We start from the raw sequence: 15152 nt of genomic DNA on the forward strand, positions 1-15152 counted from the left end.
AATGCCATGGACTGGGCCGGATGGGCACTCTTCGGATCGCTGGCCACCACCGTCCTGACGGCGGTCATGATCGCCGCCCAACTGGCAGGTTTCAGCCGACTGGACCTGCCGTTGGTGCTCGGCACGGCCGTCACTCCCGACCCGGACCGCGCCCGGGTGGTCGGCTTCTTCGTCCACCTCGCGATCGGCCAGGGTTTCGCGCTCGGGTACGCCGCCACCTTCGCGCTTCTCCATCAGGCGACGTGGTGGCTCGGCATGATGCTCGGCCTGCTGCACGGCGTCGTCGCCTTGACGGTCCTGCTGCCGCTGTTGCCGGGCGTACATCCACGCATGGCTTCCCGGCGAGCCGGTCCGCGCAGCACCGCGGTCCTCGAACCGCCCGGCCTGCTCGGCCTGAACTACGGTGCCCAAACTCCGGCCGTCGCCGTCGTCGCACATCTCGTCTACGGCATCGCACTCGGACTGTTGTTGCAGGTGTCCTGAAGTGACCTCCACGGCAAGAGCTTTCGATCGGATCAGGGACGATGCGGCCGTGCCGTCCCGGATCGAGGACTACGGCCTGCTCGGCGACACTCGCACTGCAGCGCTGGTCTCCGACGACGGATCGCTCGACTGGCTCTGCGTGCCGCGCTTCGACGGAGATCCCGTCTTCGGCCGGCTCGTCGGCGGGGCGCAGGCCGGACGGTTCCGGCTCGGGCCCGAGGGGCCTGCCCCCGTCGTCCGGCGCCGCTACCGGACACACACCGCGACGCTGGAGACCACCTGGGATCTCGGCAATGCCCGGCTCACCCTGCGCGAGGCGATGATCGCGGAGGTGGCCGGGCAGCTGCTACCGACGACGGTCCTGGTGCGACAACTCTCCGCCGAAAGCGAATTTGCCCGCGCAGTGGTCGATTTCGATCCCATGCTCGGTGAACGGCACCGTTCTCCCAACGTGCGTCGGCGCGGCCGCGATCTCGTGTGCGAGTGGGGCTCGCTCGCCCTGTCGCTGGCCTGCGATTCCGAAACCCCGATCACGCCGGGCCGGCCGGCCTCGATCACCGTGACCCCCGGGCATCCGGTCACCTTCGTCCTGGCCGTGGCTCACCGCGAGCCGCTGATCCACCTCACTCCTGGCGCGGCGTGGGAGCTCGTGGCCGAGGACGAGGCACGCTGGCGGACATGGACGGCGGACATCGCTCACGACCTGCCCTACCGGGAGGCCGTCGTGCGAAGCCTGCTGACGCTGCGTCTGCTCACCTACTCTCCCTCCGGCGCACCGGTGGCCGCGCCGACGACGTCGCTGCCCGAACGGCTCGGGGGGATCCGGAACTGGGACTACCGCTACGCCTGGCCGCGCGACGCCGGCATCGGCGTCGCGGCGTTTCTCGGGGCCGGCAAGGTCGACGAGGCACGCGGGTTCCTCGGGTGGCTCCTGCACGCGAGCCGTCTGCAGCGACCCCGCCTGCCGGTCCTGTTCACACTCGACGGCCGGCCCGGACCCGCCGAACGCACCCTGGCGGGATGGCCCGGCTTCGCCGGCAGCGCCCCCGTGCGGTTCGGCAACGACGCGGCCGACCAGCACCAACTCGACGGCTACGGCTGGGTCGTCGACGCCGCGTGGGAATTCGTCCGGACCGGCCGGTCGCTGAATTCCGAAACCTGGCGAATGGTACGCGGATTCACCGATCATGTCTGCGAACGGTGGCGCGATCCGGATGCCGGCATCTGGGAGATCCGCGCCGACGCCGCCCACCATGTGCACTCGAAGACGATGGCCTGGCTGGCCCTCGACCGTGCCTTGCGCATCGGCGAGACCCATCGCCTGTCCGCCCGTCGCCGCCGGCGCTGGCGCGCAGCGCGGGACGCCGTCGCCACGGAGGTGCGCGCTCGCGGCTTCGACCGGCTCGGAGACCGCTACACCCGTACCTACGGCTCCCGCGACGTCGATGCCGCCCTGCTCGTGCTTCCCGTGCTGGGCATCGACGACCCGGACTCGCACCGGGTGAGGGGCACGATCGACGCGATCCGGCGCGAGCTGTCGGCCGGAGGTCCGCTGCTCTACCGGTATCCGCCCGGCCAGGACGGACTGCCCGGAGGCGAGGGCGCGTTCCTGCCGTGCTCCTTCTGGCTGGTCCAGGCACTGGCCCTCACCGGCCGGCGGACGGAAGCCGAGGAGCTGTTCGAAACCCTGCTGCGGCGCACCGGCACCCTCGGCCTTCTTCCGGAAGAAGTGGATCCCGCCACCGGCGCCTTCCTCGGCAACTATCCGCAGGCGCTCACCCATGCCGCGGTGGTGCAGGCCGCCCTCGCCCTCCGGGCCGCCCGATGAGCAGGACCGCCGGGACCTTCTCTCCCCGGCTCCGGTGTGGAACAGTTCTCTCATGGCGATCCGCACGCTCGCCGCAGTCGCGACAGCGGTGAGTGCCTTCGTCCTGTATCGCCGGTGGCACCGGCGGTGGGGAGCGACGACTGCCGAGTGCGCCGGCCCGATGCCCGGAGACGACATCCTCTCCTCGGCCGCGTTCAGCGCGACCCGCGCCCTCACGATCGACGCGCCGGCCGAGTGCGTGTGGCCGTGGATCGTCCAGGTCGGCTACAACCGGGCCGGCTTCTACTCCTACGACCGTCTCGACAACCTGGGGCGGCCCAGCGCGACGACGATCGATCCACGCCTGCAGTGCATCGAGGTCGGCGACGTGGCGGCGCCGATGGCGAGTCCGGCCACGGCGGCGACGTCCTTCCGGGTGCACTCCTTCGATCCGGGGCGCTACCTGGTGTGGGCGAAGCCGGATTCGACGTGGTCGTGGCGCCTCGATCCCGTCGACGGCGGGCGACGGACCCGGCTCGTGAGCCGGTTGCAGGCCGCCTACCGGCCCACACCGTCGCTGCCGCTCACCGTCGCACTGATGGAACTGGCCGATTTTCCGATGATGCGCAGGATGCTGCTCGGCATCCGGGAGCGCGCCGAACGCCTCGCCGGAGAGGATCCCGCCTGCGCCCGGCAACGTCTGGAGAACACATGACTCACACGACCGGCGACCTCGGCATGCTGCGGGCCGCGATGGAGGGCCCGGTTCTCGGACCCGGCGACGCGGACTACGACGAAGCGCGCACGGTGTGGAACGCCGACATCGACCGCCGCCCGGCCGCGATCGCACAGTGCCGGAGTACCGCCGACGTGCAGGCGGCGATCGCCTACGCGACCGGGCACGGAATGGAGATGGCTGTGCGTGCGGGCGCCCACAGCACCGCAGGCGCGTCGGTCGTCGACGACGGCCTGGTGATCGACCTCGGATCGATAAATCACGTCGTCGTCGACCCGAAGCGCAGGCGGGCGCGGGTCGGTGGCGGCGCCCTGCTGCGTGATCTCGATGCCGCCACGCAGGCCCACGGACTCGCCGTCCCGGCCGGGCTGATCAGTCACACGGGCGTCGCGGGACTCACGCTGGGCGGAGGAATGGGCTGGCTCACGCGGCAGGCCGGATTGAGCATCGACAACCTCGAGTCGGCCGAGGTGGTCACCGCCGACGGCCGGATCCTGCGTGCCGCCGAGGACGAGAATACGGACCTGTTCTGGGCGATCCGGGGCGGCGGCGGCAACTTCGGTGTGGTGACGGAGTTCGAGTTCCGCCTGCACGAGGCCGGTCCCGTCGTGCAGTTCGGCCTCCTGTTCTGGGGTCTGGATCAGGGCACCGAGGTGCTGCGGCTCGCCCGGGAGGTGATCGGTACGCTGCCGCGCGAGCTGAACATCGTGCTCGCCGGCGTGAACGCCCCACCGGCCCCGTTCGTGCCCGAGCAGTACCACCTCCAGCCCGGCTATGCCTTCCTGGTCACCGGTTTCGGAGCAGCGCAGGCGCACGAGGACGCGCTGGCGCGGATTCGGCGCGCGCTGCCACCGCTGTTCGAGTTCGTCACGCCGATGCCCTACGTCGACGTGCAGCAGCTGCTCGACGAGGGCAATGCGTGGGGCTTCTACTGCTACGACAAGGGCTGCTACGTCGAAGATCTCTCCGACGATCTGATCGCGACAGTCGTCGATCTTGTGCCGCAGAAGACCTCGCCTCTGTCGCTCCTGTTGTTCTACCGGCTGGACGAGGCGTACTGCGAGACCGGGGAGGACGACACCGCCTTCGGCGGCGGACGGACGCCACGCTTCGCCGTCTTCATCGTCGGCGTCTGTCCCGATCCCGCACTGCTGCCACCGGAGCGAGCCTGGGCCCGGTCCCTGTGGGATGCCCTGCGCCCGTATTCGGTCGGCATCGGCGCGTACGTCAACTCCATGACCGAATTCGAGCAGGACCGGGTGCGCGCCACCTACGGTCCGGACAAGTACGCGCGATTGGCCGAGATCAAGGCGAAGTACGATCCGCACAACGTCTTTCACCGGAATGCGAACATCGTTCCCGGCGTAGGGCACGCGTGACACCGGGTGGACGTCCCGGCCGGATGCGACCGGACGACTACGCTCCCGTGGGCCGATACGGATCGGTGATCTCCCGGAGCAGGGTGAGCGCCTCGCGCAGCTGCTTCATCCGGCGCACGCCGAGGTGCTCGGTCCATTCGGCCTCGATCCGCGCCTCCTCGGCCCGGGCGACAGGGAGGGCCTCCGTGCCGCGCCGCGCGATCCGCACGAGTCGCGCGCGGGCGTCGGTGGGGTCGACGGTGCGTTCGACGTAGCCGGCCCGTTCGAGCTGGTCGACGAGGAAACTCGCCGTCTGCTTGGCCACCTGGGCCTGCTCGGCGAGGTCCGTCAACCGCGTGCCGTCGGGCCCGATCCGGGCGGCCACCCGCGCCTGAGCGAGCGTGATGTCGTCGTAGCCCGCGCGCCGCAGCGCCGCGAGGATGCGGTTCTCCGCCGAGCGCGAGGCGATGAACATCAGCAGGGCGGTGTTGAGGTCCTTTGCCATCCCACTCCTTGCAGATAGTACGATCCTCGAACTATATTGGTACCAGCATCGTACTTGTTGGCCCGCCCGGGAGGTGCGAGATGGCCGACGAAGCGCCCGTCGTGGACTTCTACTTCGACCCCGTCTGCCCGTACGCGTGGATCGCGTCCCGGTGGCTGCTGGAAGTGGAGCGCCGGCGGCCCCTCGATCTGAGATTCCATGTGATGAGCCTGAGGGTTCTCAACGAGAACCGCCCGGGCGATCCCGCCTATCTCGCCAACATCGAACGTTCCGCCGGTCCGTCACGAGTGGCCACCGCTGCCGCCGTCCAGTTCGGCGAGGCGGTCCTGCGGGACTTGTACACGGCATTCGGTGACGCGATCTTCGATCGGTGGCGCTACCCCGATGCGGACGAATATCGCACCGCGATGGCCGGTGCGCTCGAGCGGACCGGCCTGCCGGCCCGGCTCTCGTCCGCGGGCGACTCGACCGAGTACGACGACGCGCTCCGCCGCAGTCACGACGCCGGGATGGCGCCGGTGGGCCGCGAGGCCGGCACGCCGACCGTCCACCTCGACGGCGTCGCGTTCTTCGGTCCGGTACTCAACTCGATTCCGCGCGGCGACGACGCCGTGCGCGTCTTCGAGGGCGCGCGATTGCTGTCCGGGTTCTCGGACTTCTTCGAACTCAAGCGCACCCGGACCCGCCCACCGGTGTTCCACTGACAAGGGGGGCCCCATGATGAACGAGGACGAGATCTGGGCCGCGATCGACAGCGCGCGAGGGCGCACGGCCGACCTGCTCGAACGGCTCTCCGACGACGAATGGGCGCAGCCCTCGCTGTGCGACGGCTGGGCGGTGCGTGACGTCGCCGCCCACCTGACCCTGCAGCAGCTGACCGTCGGGGACGCCGTCCGGATCGTCCTGCGGCATCCCGGCCCGATGAACTCGATGATCCGTGCCGCCGCGCGCGACCGGGCGGCGCTGCCGACCGACCGGTTGATCGCGGACCTGCGCGCGACGATCGGCTCCCGCCGCCACAATGTGGGGCTGACCGCCTTCGAGCCCCTGACCGACATCCTCGTGCACGGCCAGGACATCGCGATCCCGCTGCACCGCGACCTCGAGATGCCCGCGGACGCGGCGTCCGCGGTCGCCGCGCGGGTGTGGTCCCAAGGCGGCAGGGGCAAGGCCCGGGTCTTCCGCTCCCTTCCCCTGCGCGGCTACCGGCTCACCGCCACCGACGTCGCGTGGTCGGTCGGCGAGGGACCGGAGATCCGGGGACCGATCTCCGCGATCCTGTTGCTGCTCACCGGCCGTCGCGTGGCGCTGCCCCGATTGTCCGGGGCGGGTGTGGACGATCTGCGGGCACGGGTGGCGACCGGGTGATCCGGGTTCAGGACGAGCCGTCGCGCTCCCACGCCGCGGCGATCTCCGGGTATCCGGCCGCGATCTCGTCGAGCCGCTCGTCCGAGGCGGTCTCGATCTCGGCACGGTGCCGCTGCGCCGCCACGAGGGACCCGTCGAACTCCCCCGACGTCGGCACCGGACTCTGTTCGCCGGGACCCGGGGCACTCGTCTCGAGGGCCCCGATGATCTCGTCGAGCCGCTGAGCCACGAACCTGCGCTTGTCGTTGTGTGTCTCCATACGGACCGGCATACCCGGCTCGCTGCGCGTCACACCGCCGGTTCGGCTCAGAGAGTCTCGGCCTCCCCGGCGGCGGACAGGTCGACCTTCGCGGGTATCACGAGCCGGTGCGGCGAGTCTGCGCCCTCGGCGACGAGCGAGGCGTGCGTCGGCGGGTCCGACGGCACGTGCGCCGGGCGGCGACGCTCGAATTCGGCGCGCAGCACGGGCACGACGTCGCGACCGAGGATCTCGATCTGCTCGAGCACCACGTCGAGGGGCAGGCCGGCGTGGTCCATGAGGAACAGCTGCCGCTGGTAGTCGCCCGCGTAGTCGGCGAAGCCGAGGGTGCGCTCGATCACCTGCTCGGGGGTGCCGACGGTGAGCGGGGTGGTCGCGGAGAAGTCCTCGAGCGACGGCCCGTGACCGTAGACGGGGGCGTTGTCGAAGTACGGCCGGAAGACGCGCTTGGCCTTCTCCTCGGTCTCGGCCATGAACACCTGGCCGCCCAGCCCGACGATCGCCTGGTCGGCGGCGCCGTGGCCGTACTGCTCGAACCGGGTGCGGTAGAGGCCGATCATCTGCTGGATGTGTTCGCGGTTCCAGAAGATGTTGTTGTGGAAGAAGCCGTCGCCGTAGAACGCGGCCTGCTCGGCGATCTCCGGCGAGCGGATCGAGCCGTGCCACACGAACGGCGGGGTGTCGTCGAGAGGCCACGGAGTCGAGGTGTAGCCGCGCAGCGGGGTGCGGAACCTGCCTTCCCACTCGAGGTCCTTCTCCCGCCAGAGCCGGCGCAGCAGGTGGTAGTTCTCGATCGCGAGCGGAATGCCCTGTCGGATGTCCTTGCCGAACCACGGGTAGACCGGGCCGGTGTTGCCCCGGCCCATCATGAGGTCGACGCGGCCGCCGGACAGGTGCTGCAGCATCGCGAAGTCCTCGGCGATCTTGACCGGGTCGTTCGTCGTGATCAGGGTGGTCGCGGTCGAGAGGATCAGTTTCTCGGTCTTCGCCGCGATCCAGCCGAGCATGGTGGTCGGCGACGACGGGACGAAGGGCGGGTTGTGGTGCTCGCCGCTCGCGAAGACGTCGAGCCCGACCTCCTCGGCCTTCAGCGCGATCTCCGTCATGGCGACGATCCGCTCGTGCTCGGTGGGGATGCGGCCCGTGGTGGGGTCGCGGGTGACGTCGCCGATGGTGAAGATGCCGAACTGCACGGGTGCCTCCGTCTAATCGTTGATTGCTCAACTATACGAACGGCGGAGGCTCGCCGGTATTCCCCCTCCGGCCGTTCCGGCCCCCGCCTGGACCTCGGCGGTGCATGATCGGCGTCATGATCCGCACACTCGCGGTCGCCGGTCTCCTGGTGCTGGGCGGCAGTGTCGCCGCGAGTCCGTCGGCCTCCGCCGACGAGCCGACCGGCCCACCGCAGAGCACCTTCGGCGCCGCGCTCGCCTACTCGCTGGTGCATCCCGGGGTCGTCCCGGCCGGGACGAACGACTTCGGCTGCGTGCCTGTGCCGGAGCACCCCGAGCCGGTGGTGCTCGTCCACGGCTTCCTGGAGAACTCCTACGCCAACTGGGCCGGATTGGCGCCGGCGCTGAAGACCGAGGGGTACTGCGTGTTCGCACTCGACTACGGCGCCCCGCCGGCCGAGCCGTTCAAGGCGCGGGAGCCGATCCCGGATGCCGCCGGCGAACTGGCGGCGTTCGTCGACGCCGTCCTGGCGGCAACCGGTGCGGAGCGGGTGTCCGTCGTCGGCCACTCCAAGGGCGGGGCCGTCCCCCGGTGGTACGTGCGGTTCCTCGGCGGGGCGGACAAGACCAGCCGCATCGTCGGGCTGGCGCCGGCGAACTACCCGTCGCTCGGGCCGCCGTCCGTCGCGCAGGACGCCGTGCTCGCCGAGCTCAACGCGGGCAGCGACACCGTCGAAGGGGTTTCCTACACGGTCGTCGCCACCAGATACGACCAGGTGATCATCCCCTACACGGCGTCGTTCCTCACCGGCCCCGGCGCGCGGAACATCCTGCTGCAGGACGTGTGCCCGGCGAACACCGCCGACCACGTCTCGATCCCCTACGATCCCGTCGCCGAGCAGCTCGTGCTGGCCGCGCTGGACCCGTCCGCGGACCGGCCGGTCGTGTGCTGACCGCGGCCGCTACCCGCCCGGCAGGCGCCGCGTTCCGCCGATGACGAGGGTGACCTCGACGTCGACGTCGCGCAGACCCGCCTCGTTCAGGGCCTCGCGCAGCGTCGCCGGGTCCGCCTCCGGCGGCGGCCCGAGCGCCTCGATCCAGAGCACGGACTGCCGGAACCCGATCTCGGTGATCGCCCAGCCCTGCTCCTGGGCCCACCGCTCGGCGACCGGAGCGACGTCGGCCTTCAGCGTCTCCTGCCGGATCACCCGGGTGCTGGACAGCCCCAGCGGCACCGCGACGACCACCACCGCGGCCACCACCGTGAGCAGGCTGAGGCCGCGCAGGTCCCCGACCTCGCGACCGGCGCGGCGCGCCGCCCCGCGCACCCCCGCGAACAGGAAGACCAGCGTGCCGGTGGCGACGATCGCCGCGACGTTCGTGGCGAACAGCAACAGCGCCCCACCGGCCTGGCGTGGCGCGTCGGACTCGAGGGTCAGGCCCACCACCGCGAGCGGCGGCACCAGCGAGATGGCGATCGCCACCCCGGGCAGGGCGTCGGACACGTCGCGCCGCACCAGCGCGAACGCCCCGACCGCGCCCGTGGCCAGGGCCGCGACGAGGTCGATCAGCCGCGGCGCGACCCGGCCCGCCACCTGGCTGTTGTTCTCGGCGAGCACATCCAGTGGATCGAGCAGGCCCACCGCGTATCCCGTCGCCACCACCGCGGCCGCACCCGCCGCGACGAGCAACGCGGAGGCGACCAGGTTGCGATGATCGTTGAGCACCACCGCCAGGGCCGTCCCGACGATCGGCGTCATCAACGGGGCGACGATCATGGCGCCGATGACGGTGGCGGTGGAGTCCGCGACGACGCCCGCCGAGGCGATGACCGAGGCCAGCACGAGCAGGGTCCAGAACGTCGCGCGCCGCGACCGCGGCTGGGCGTCCTCGGACAGGAACAGCGTGGCGGTCATCCGCTCGATGTCCTCGGCGGTCGGTCTCACGGAAGCCTCCCTGGGTGCGTCGTGTCGCGAGTGCATCACAGCAGACGCCGGGCGCCCGCGCGATCGGGACACCGGTCCCTTCCGTCCGGGACACCGGTCGCGACACGATGTCCCGCACCGGACGGAGGAGGACGCACGCGGTGACGACGGACGAGGCGGTGACGACGGACAAGGCGGCGACACGACCCTCGACGCTGATCGCTGCCCTCCCGCACCGCTACCGCGCCGTGCTGCACCTGCGCATCGCGTGTGGCCTGTCGATCACCGACACGGCTCGTGCCCTGAACACCGATGCCGCCTCCGTCCGGCTCGCTCAGCACCACGCTCTGAACCTGCTCCGGCACCAGCTCCGGCACTCCCGGAACATGTCGGACCCCCGGCGCACACTGATCACAGAACCGGGGACCGCCTCGCCCGGACGTACCGAGGAGGAGCGAGTGTCATGGACACGGGGTGTGGGGCCTTCTTCAGCTGGACCTCACGACGGGTGACGTTGCCGCACTGCCTGCGGGCCGTCGCGGCGGGAACGCCCGCGCGGTCCGGGCTGACTCTCGATCGGCGGCTCGTCTCGGGCACCGTCCGCGGCCGGCTGCTGGCCTATCACGACGCGGACGACGACGCCGACTACGTGGCCCTGCTCATCGGCGACGTGGTCGGATCGGACGACGTGCCCGTGCGGGTCGTCGACGAGGAGCGGCTGCTGGTGGAGGGCGCGCGCAGCACCGAGCCGGCGGAGATCCTCGTGGGTGCCCCCGACGCCCGCGACCCGGACGCCGAGCAGCGCGAGCTCGACCGGCAGCTGTGCCTGGGTGGCCCCGTGCGTTCCATGCTCGCGCATTCCGGTGCGCGTTCGGTCACCGTGGACTGGTGCGCCGTGGCCGCCGCGTAGCTCGCGAGGAAAGAACTTGACCTCGAGTCGACTCGAGGTTGAACGATGGGCGACGTCAGTTCATCGGCCCTTCCGGAGGACATCATGAGTGTTGTCAAGCCTCTCGACCGCACCGCCACGCCGACCCTGCCCGCGTTCGCGCTCAGTCGTCCGATGGCGGTGCTCGTCCCGGTCGTCGTGGCTCTCGTCGCCAACATCGCCCTGTGGCTCGTCGGCCTCGCCGCCGGCGGCACGTTCGAGGTCACCAACGGTGACACCGTCGAAAGCGCCGCCCCGGGTGGCGTTCTCGTCATGACCGTCGTCCCGCTCACCGTGGGCATGGGTCTCGCGGCGCTGCTCAGCCTGCGCTGGTTCGGCATCGTCCGCGTCGCCGAGGTCGTGGGCGCGGTGGCCGCGCTCGGCACGATCGCGTCGACGATCGTCGCCGACTTCGACACCCCGAGCACGATCACACTCTCGCTGATGCACGTGGTGATCGCGATCGTCGTCGTCGGGGGGCTCGAGGCGATGCGCAACCGCATTGCAGCCCAGCGGTAGTCGCGCAGCGACGCCACCCGTCCGGGGTCACCGGCTCGAAGGTCCCGATTGTCGAGGGACCTTCGAGCCGCCGCCGGCCCCTCCGTGGGCGCTGACCTACGGCACGGCGGCTGATGCCTCTTCCGTTTCTCCCCAGGGACTTTCGCATCGAACCGCGCGCCGGCTGCAGGTGGTGCCGGTTCCACGGGTGGCGCCGGCGTTTCGACCGCAGCCGCCGTCCACAGGACCGAAGCACCCGACCGGCAGGGACGTACGTCCCGAGATCCGTTTCCCGGTAATCCGTCCGGCCCACACGGCGATTCGCAACGCGGCCGGTTCCGTGGAATTCCACGTCCGTCGCGTCTCCGGCGGGTGGGTGAGCCCGTACATCGTCGGCCATGCCCGCGTCGGCGAGACGTGGGTGCTCGGCTCCGGGGACTGGTCGGGGCACGACGTGCAGATCGCCGGCCCGCCCGCCATGATCCAGGCGACCGAGTTCCGGCTGCAGGCCGCCGGCGTGCCCGCGGACCGCCTCCGCCACGACCCGCTCTACTGACCTCCGCGCCCGCTCAGGACCGGTTGAGCCGCGCGATCCGGCCGCTGAGAACCGTGGCGAACGCGCACCACACCGCGTACGGACCGAGCGCGGCCCCTGCCGCCGGCTTCGCGACGGCGGCGCGACGCGCCAGGTCGGCACTGCTCACCGCGAGCGCTCCGGCGACCACCGTCGCCGGCACGAGCCGGTGCGCCTTGAAGAACACCCACGACCAGGACGCGTTGAGCACCAGATTCACCGCGAGGGCGGCCCGATAGTAGGTGGCCTCGTCGACCCGCGCCTCCGATTCGAGTTCGTCGATCGCCACCGCGGAACTCACCGCGATGTCGGCGTACAGCGCCGTCCACACGACGGGAAAGACCGCACCCGGCGGCTGGAACGACGGTTTGCGCAACCGCCGGTACCACCGCGTGTCCACGTCCCGCGAGGCGATCGATCCCGCCACCGCCGTCGCGGCGGTCGCCGCGGTCGTTCCGAGCAACGTGCGGCCGAACATGCTGGACATACCTGCTCTCCTCACTCTCGCCGTCGGCGAGGTCGTCACATCGCGTTGTCGGGGATCTGGGGGAAGGGCCGCTGCGGATGCGGGGGCGAGGGCTCGGGATCCGGTTCCGGCGGGAACGGCGGCTGCGGCTCCGGTGGGGTCGGCACCGGATTCGGCTCCGGCGGGAACGGTGACGGCGGCGTGGGCGTCGGTGGGACGGGCGGGGCCGGCTCGGGCGAGCCCGGCCCCGTGTCCGGGTCCGGTGTGGTCAGGCAGGGTGTGGTCAGGCAGGGTGTGGTCAGGCAAGGTGTGGTCAGGCAGGGGGTGGTCATGGCCGGTCCCTTCCGATCATCGGCGAGCGCTGTTCCGGGCATACCCGGAGCCGCGGCGGCGCAATCCCAGTGGGGCGGCGGACGGCGCCCCGTGCTCCGCCCGCGGACCCCAGCGGAAGGTGCGCGTCGCGACGAGCGCGGCGGCGACGAGCCAGGCAGCCATCACCGCGATGGCGCCCCACAGGATCCGGGGACCGGACGGATCCAGGGCTGCGGCAAGTGAATTCGAGAAATGCTTCAACGGAAAGGCCGATCCCACCGTCTGCATCCAACCGGGGGTGTCGCCGAGGAAGAAGATGTCGGAGAAGAACGCGAGCGGGAGGAGGATCGCGAGGCCGACCGCGGAGACCGCCTTGCTGCTCGGCAGCACCGCAGCGAGAGCGAAACCGCACGCAGCCAACGTCGCGGTGCCGAGCACCACCACAGCGGCGGCGAGGAACACGCCGGGCCACGTGAGGACGAGGCCGAAGAAGACGACACCGACGGCCACGACCAGAACTGCGGTGACCAGGGCAATCCACAGCGTCGACACGGTGTGCCCGGCCATGAAACCGACCGGCCCGAGCGGGGTGCCGCGCAGCCGCTTCAACACCCCCCGGTCGCGGGCCCGCACCACCGCCTCGGGCATGTTGACGAACGCGGTGACCGCTGCACCCCACGCCGCCATGCCCGCCGCCCCGGACAACTCCGGGGGCACGTCGGCGACCGTGACGGCACCGTCGGGCAGCACGGCCATGATGAAGGCGTACAGGCCCACCGGCAGGGCGACCGCGAAGAACACCCAGCCCGGGTCGCGCGCGGCCGCCCGGGTGGTCCAGGCGATCCGGCCGAGGACCAGTCGGGCCGTGGAGGGCCGGCCGGGCACGTCGGCGTCCAGCATGCGATCTGCGCGCCGGGACGCGACGGGCGGGGCAGACGCGCGGCCGGTGCTGCCCCGCGCGGGGTCCCAGCCGAAGGCACGCACCGCGACGAGGGACGCGGCGAAGGTCCACGCCGTCATCACGGCCAGCGCGCCGAGATCCCAGCCGCCACCGGCGGCGAACGGATCGAACTGCCCCTGCAGCGCCTCGTTGAACGGCTTCAGCGGGAAGACGGACGCGATCGAATCCGCCCACCCCGGCATGTCACCGACGATGAACAGTCCCGACACGAACCCGAGCGCCACCGCAGCGGCGATCGACACCGCCTCCGCGACGGCAGCGGTGGGGGACAGCGCGGCCACGGCCAGGCCGAGTGCCGCGAAGCAGGCGATTCCCACCGCGATCGTCACGACGGTGGCGGGTGCGGTGCGCCACAGGATCTGCACGTCGTAGACGACCGTCCCGACGAGCAGCATCGTCAGCACCGAGCACAGCGCGAACACCACGGCGCCCCCGACACGCCCGGCGAGGTAGATCCACGCCGGCAGCGGGGTTCCGCGTACCCGCTTCAGGACTCCCTGTTCGCGTGCGGTGGCCAGGGCCGTCGCCACGGTCGGAAAGGCGGCGTAGAGGACACCCATCACCGCCGCGGTGGGCGTGACGAACTGCATCACGCGCACCCCGCCGGTCTCGTCCACGGTGGCGTTGCCGGCGAGGAACCCGATGACGACCAACCAGGTGAGGGGGAACAGGAAGGTGAAGACGAAGACGACCCGGGCGCGCCACAGGTCGACGACGGTGTGGCGCAGCTGCTCGGCGAACAGACCGGCCGCGGCCGGACGGCCGGTGTGCGCGGAGGCCTGGGGGACGCTCACGACGGCACCTCCGCGGACCGGGCGGTCGCGCGCCGGTCGTCGTGCCGGGCGACCAGCTCGAGGTAGACGTCCTCGAGGGACGGTCGGGTGACGGTCAGCGCGGGCAGCTCCTGGCCGCGGTCCCGGGCCCACTCCGTGAGCCGGCGCAGCGCCGCGGTCGGGGTGGAGGTGCGCAGCTGCCAGTCCGCCCCGTCGGTGGTCAACGGTGCGCCCAGGTCGGGTAGCCCCGACGGTGCCGCGCCGGGTGGCAGGCGGAAGCTCACGACGGCGGCACTGCCCTGTTCGCCGCCGATCTCGCCGGGCGTGCCCAGCGCGATCATGCGTCCGGCGACGACGATGCCCACCCGGTCCGCGAGATGCTCGGCCTCGTCCATGTAGTGGGTCGTGAGCAGGACGGTCTTGCCCAGACCGCGCAGGGCCTCGACGAGATCCCAGGCGCGGCGCCGGGCGGCGGGATCGAACCCGGTGGTGGGTTCGTCGAGGAACAGCAGTTCGGGATCGCCGACGAGGCCGAGCGCCAGGTCGAGGCGACGCCGCTGACCGCCGGACAGGGTCTCGACTTTCGCGTCGCGCTTGTCCGACAGGCCCACGAGATCCACGACATCGTCCACGTCCAGCCGGCGCGGATACAGGGACCGGTAGTGACGGACGAGTTCCCGGACGGTGAAGTGCTCCTCGAAACCGGCTTCCTGCAACACGATTCCGATACGTTCGCGAAAGTCCCGTCCCCCGGTCTCCGGGTCGAACCCGAGCACGTCGACCTCTCCGGACGTGCGCCGCCGGTGTCCCTCGAGAATCTCGACGAGGGTGGTCTTGCCCGCGCCGTTCGGTCCCAGCAGCGCGAAGACCTCACCGGCCTGCACCGCGAACGACACCCCGTCGACCGCCCGCACGTCTCCGTAGTGCTTGTGCAGATCCGTGACTGTGACGACATCCATGTGCCCTCCTCCCTTCGGTCCCATCGTGCGCGTGCGGGTCCCGGACCGCACCCCGAGGCCGGCGCGCC

The 15152-nt window shown here is 71.3% G+C and carries 18 protein-coding genes; 11 read left to right on the forward strand and 7 right to left on the reverse strand.

Going from position 1 to position 15152, the window contains the following annotated elements; genetic code table 11:
- The first annotated feature begins 6 nt into the window (after window positions 1–6).
- From F1734_RS00865 to F1734_RS00880, 4 genes are read left to right on the forward strand one after another with little or no spacing between them, the layout of a single operon-like run.
- A complete protein-coding gene (locus F1734_RS00865) occupies window positions 7–483 on the forward strand; it encodes a hypothetical protein (protein ID WP_124259007.1) in 477 nt (158 codons plus the stop codon).
- Between the two features lie 49 nt (window positions 484–532).
- Entirely contained in the window at window positions 533–2311 is a 1779-nt protein-coding gene (locus tag F1734_RS00870) for a glycoside hydrolase family 15 protein (RefSeq protein ID WP_238424076.1), read from the forward strand.
- A 52-nt stretch (window positions 2312–2363) separates the two neighbouring features.
- Window positions 2364–3005, forward strand: coding sequence for an SRPBCC family protein (locus tag F1734_RS00875; protein WP_102031739.1), 642 nt, complete (start codon window positions 2364–2366; stop codon window positions 3003–3005).
- Complete coding sequence (locus F1734_RS00880; RefSeq protein ID WP_017680159.1) at window positions 3002–4405, forward strand: FAD-binding oxidoreductase; 1404 nt, start codon at window positions 3002–3004, stop codon at window positions 4403–4405. Before F1734_RS00875 ends, F1734_RS00880 begins: the two co-directional genes overlap by 4 nt.
- A 37-nt stretch (window positions 4406–4442) precedes the next feature.
- Here F1734_RS00880 and F1734_RS00885 read toward each other — a convergent pair whose 3' ends face one another.
- Window positions 4443–4889, reverse strand: a complete 447-nt coding sequence (locus F1734_RS00885; protein WP_203011247.1) for a MarR family winged helix-turn-helix transcriptional regulator — start codon at window positions 4887–4889, stop codon at window positions 4443–4445.
- A gap of 80 nt (window positions 4890–4969) precedes the next feature.
- On the opposite strand from F1734_RS00885, the gene F1734_RS00890 reads away from it, so the two are divergent.
- Together F1734_RS00890 and F1734_RS00895 are read left to right on the forward strand one after the other, a co-directional pair.
- A complete protein-coding gene (locus F1734_RS00890) occupies window positions 4970–5593 on the forward strand; it encodes a mycothiol-dependent nitroreductase Rv2466c family protein (RefSeq protein ID WP_017680161.1) in 624 nt (207 codons plus the stop codon).
- Between the two features lie 13 nt (window positions 5594–5606).
- A complete protein-coding gene (locus F1734_RS00895) occupies window positions 5607–6257 on the forward strand; it encodes a maleylpyruvate isomerase family mycothiol-dependent enzyme (protein ID WP_017680162.1) in 651 nt (216 codons plus the stop codon).
- 7 nt (window positions 6258–6264) lie between these two features.
- On the opposite strand, the gene F1734_RS00900 is transcribed toward F1734_RS00895, so the two are convergent.
- Window positions 6265–6516 carry a hypothetical protein gene (locus F1734_RS00900; RefSeq protein ID WP_003938681.1) on the reverse strand — a complete coding sequence of 84 codons (252 nt, stop codon included), beginning with the start codon at window positions 6514–6516 and terminating at the stop codon, window positions 6265–6267.
- A gap of 47 nt (window positions 6517–6563) precedes the next feature.
- Entirely contained in the window at window positions 6564–7709 is a 1146-nt protein-coding gene (locus tag F1734_RS00905; RefSeq protein ID WP_048771310.1) for an LLM class flavin-dependent oxidoreductase, read from the reverse strand.
- A gap of 104 nt (window positions 7710–7813) precedes the next feature.
- Between F1734_RS00905 and F1734_RS00910 the strand changes: the two genes are divergently transcribed.
- Window positions 7814–8641, forward strand: coding sequence for an esterase/lipase family protein (locus F1734_RS00910; RefSeq protein ID WP_017680165.1), 828 nt, complete (start codon window positions 7814–7816; stop codon window positions 8639–8641).
- A 9-nt stretch (window positions 8642–8650) separates the two neighbouring features.
- Here F1734_RS00910 and F1734_RS00915 read toward each other — a convergent pair whose 3' ends face one another.
- Window positions 8651–9634: a DUF389 domain-containing protein gene (locus F1734_RS00915; protein WP_017680166.1), complete on the reverse strand. Its 984-nt coding sequence runs from the start codon at window positions 9632–9634 to the stop codon at window positions 8651–8653.
- 107 nt (window positions 9635–9741) lie between these two features.
- On the opposite strand from F1734_RS00915, the gene F1734_RS00920 reads away from it, so the two are divergent.
- The 4 genes from F1734_RS00920 (at window position 9742) to F1734_RS00935 (ending at window position 11595) form a co-directional block, all read left to right on the forward strand.
- Window positions 9742–10125 carry a sigma factor-like helix-turn-helix DNA-binding protein gene (locus F1734_RS00920; protein ID WP_238424077.1) on the forward strand — a complete coding sequence of 128 codons (384 nt, stop codon included), beginning with the start codon at window positions 9742–9744 and terminating at the stop codon, window positions 10123–10125.
- A complete protein-coding gene (locus tag F1734_RS00925) occupies window positions 10077–10523 on the forward strand; it encodes a hypothetical protein (protein ID WP_225222707.1) in 447 nt (148 codons plus the stop codon). The genes F1734_RS00920 and F1734_RS00925 overlap by 49 nt, the downstream gene beginning before the upstream one ends.
- An 84-nt stretch (window positions 10524–10607) precedes the next feature.
- Entirely contained in the window at window positions 10608–11060 is a 453-nt protein-coding gene (locus F1734_RS00930) for a DUF6069 family protein (protein ID WP_048771668.1), read from the forward strand.
- A gap of 319 nt (window positions 11061–11379) precedes the next feature.
- A complete protein-coding gene (locus F1734_RS00935; protein ID WP_010594180.1) occupies window positions 11380–11595 on the forward strand; it encodes a ferredoxin reductase domain-containing protein in 216 nt (71 codons plus the stop codon).
- Between the two features lie 13 nt (window positions 11596–11608).
- On the opposite strand, the gene F1734_RS00940 is transcribed toward F1734_RS00935, so the two are convergent.
- The 3 genes from F1734_RS00940 to F1734_RS00950 all read right to left on the reverse strand — a co-directional run bounded on the left by F1734_RS00940 (window position 11609) and on the right by F1734_RS00950 (window position 15084).
- On the reverse strand, window positions 11609–12100 hold the full coding sequence (locus tag F1734_RS00940) for a TspO/MBR family protein (RefSeq protein ID WP_010594181.1): 492 nt from the start codon (window positions 12098–12100) through the stop codon (window positions 11609–11611).
- Between the two features lie 327 nt (window positions 12101–12427).
- Window positions 12428–14146: an ABC transporter permease gene (locus F1734_RS00945; protein WP_203011249.1), complete on the reverse strand. Its 1719-nt coding sequence runs from the start codon at window positions 14144–14146 to the stop codon at window positions 12428–12430.
- Window positions 14143–15084, reverse strand: coding sequence for an ABC transporter ATP-binding protein (locus F1734_RS00950; RefSeq protein ID WP_119700183.1), 942 nt, complete (start codon window positions 15082–15084; stop codon window positions 14143–14145). The genes F1734_RS00945 and F1734_RS00950 overlap by 4 nt, the downstream gene beginning before the upstream one ends.
- Between the last annotated feature and the right edge of the window lie 68 nt (window positions 15085–15152).

Origin of the sequence: Rhodococcus ruber, assembly GCF_016804345.1 — a bacterium.
Taxonomy (GTDB): domain Bacteria; phylum Actinomycetota; class Actinomycetes; order Mycobacteriales; family Mycobacteriaceae; genus Rhodococcus; species Rhodococcus ruber.

Bases quoted from the DNA above. Each gene is read 5' to 3' on its own strand.
- F1734_RS00865 (WP_124259007.1), top strand. From the start codon at position 7: ATGGACTGGGCCGGATGGGCACTCTTCGGATCGCTGGCCACCACCGTC.
- F1734_RS00875 (WP_102031739.1), top strand. From the start codon at position 2,364: ATGGCGATCCGCACGCTCGCCGCAGTCGCGACAGCGGTGAGTGCCTTC.
- F1734_RS00880 (WP_017680159.1), top strand. From the start codon at position 3,002: ATGACTCACACGACCGGCGACCTCGGCATGCTGCGGGCCGCGATGGAG.
- F1734_RS00885 (WP_203011247.1), bottom strand. From the start codon at position 4,889: ATGGCAAAGGACCTCAACACCGCCCTGCTGATGTTCATCGCCTCGCGC.
- F1734_RS00890 (WP_017680161.1), top strand. From the start codon at position 4,970: ATGGCCGACGAAGCGCCCGTCGTGGACTTCTACTTCGACCCCGTCTGC.
- F1734_RS00895 (WP_017680162.1), top strand. From the start codon at position 5,607: ATGATGAACGAGGACGAGATCTGGGCCGCGATCGACAGCGCGCGAGGG.
- F1734_RS00900 (WP_003938681.1), bottom strand. From the start codon at position 6,516: ATGGAGACACACAACGACAAGCGCAGGTTCGTGGCTCAGCGGCTCGAC.
- F1734_RS00910 (WP_017680165.1), top strand. From the start codon at position 7,814: ATGATCGGCGTCATGATCCGCACACTCGCGGTCGCCGGTCTCCTGGTG.
- F1734_RS00920 (WP_238424077.1), top strand. From the start codon at position 9,742: ATGTCCCGCACCGGACGGAGGAGGACGCACGCGGTGACGACGGACGAG.
- F1734_RS00925 (WP_225222707.1), top strand. From the start codon at position 10,077: ATGGACACGGGGTGTGGGGCCTTCTTCAGCTGGACCTCACGACGGGTG.
- F1734_RS00930 (WP_048771668.1), top strand. From the start codon at position 10,608: ATGAGTGTTGTCAAGCCTCTCGACCGCACCGCCACGCCGACCCTGCCC.
- F1734_RS00940 (WP_010594181.1), bottom strand. From the start codon at position 12,100: ATGTCCAGCATGTTCGGCCGCACGTTGCTCGGAACGACCGCGGCGACC.
- F1734_RS00950 (WP_119700183.1), bottom strand. From the start codon at position 15,084: ATGGATGTCGTCACAGTCACGGATCTGCACAAGCACTACGGAGACGTG.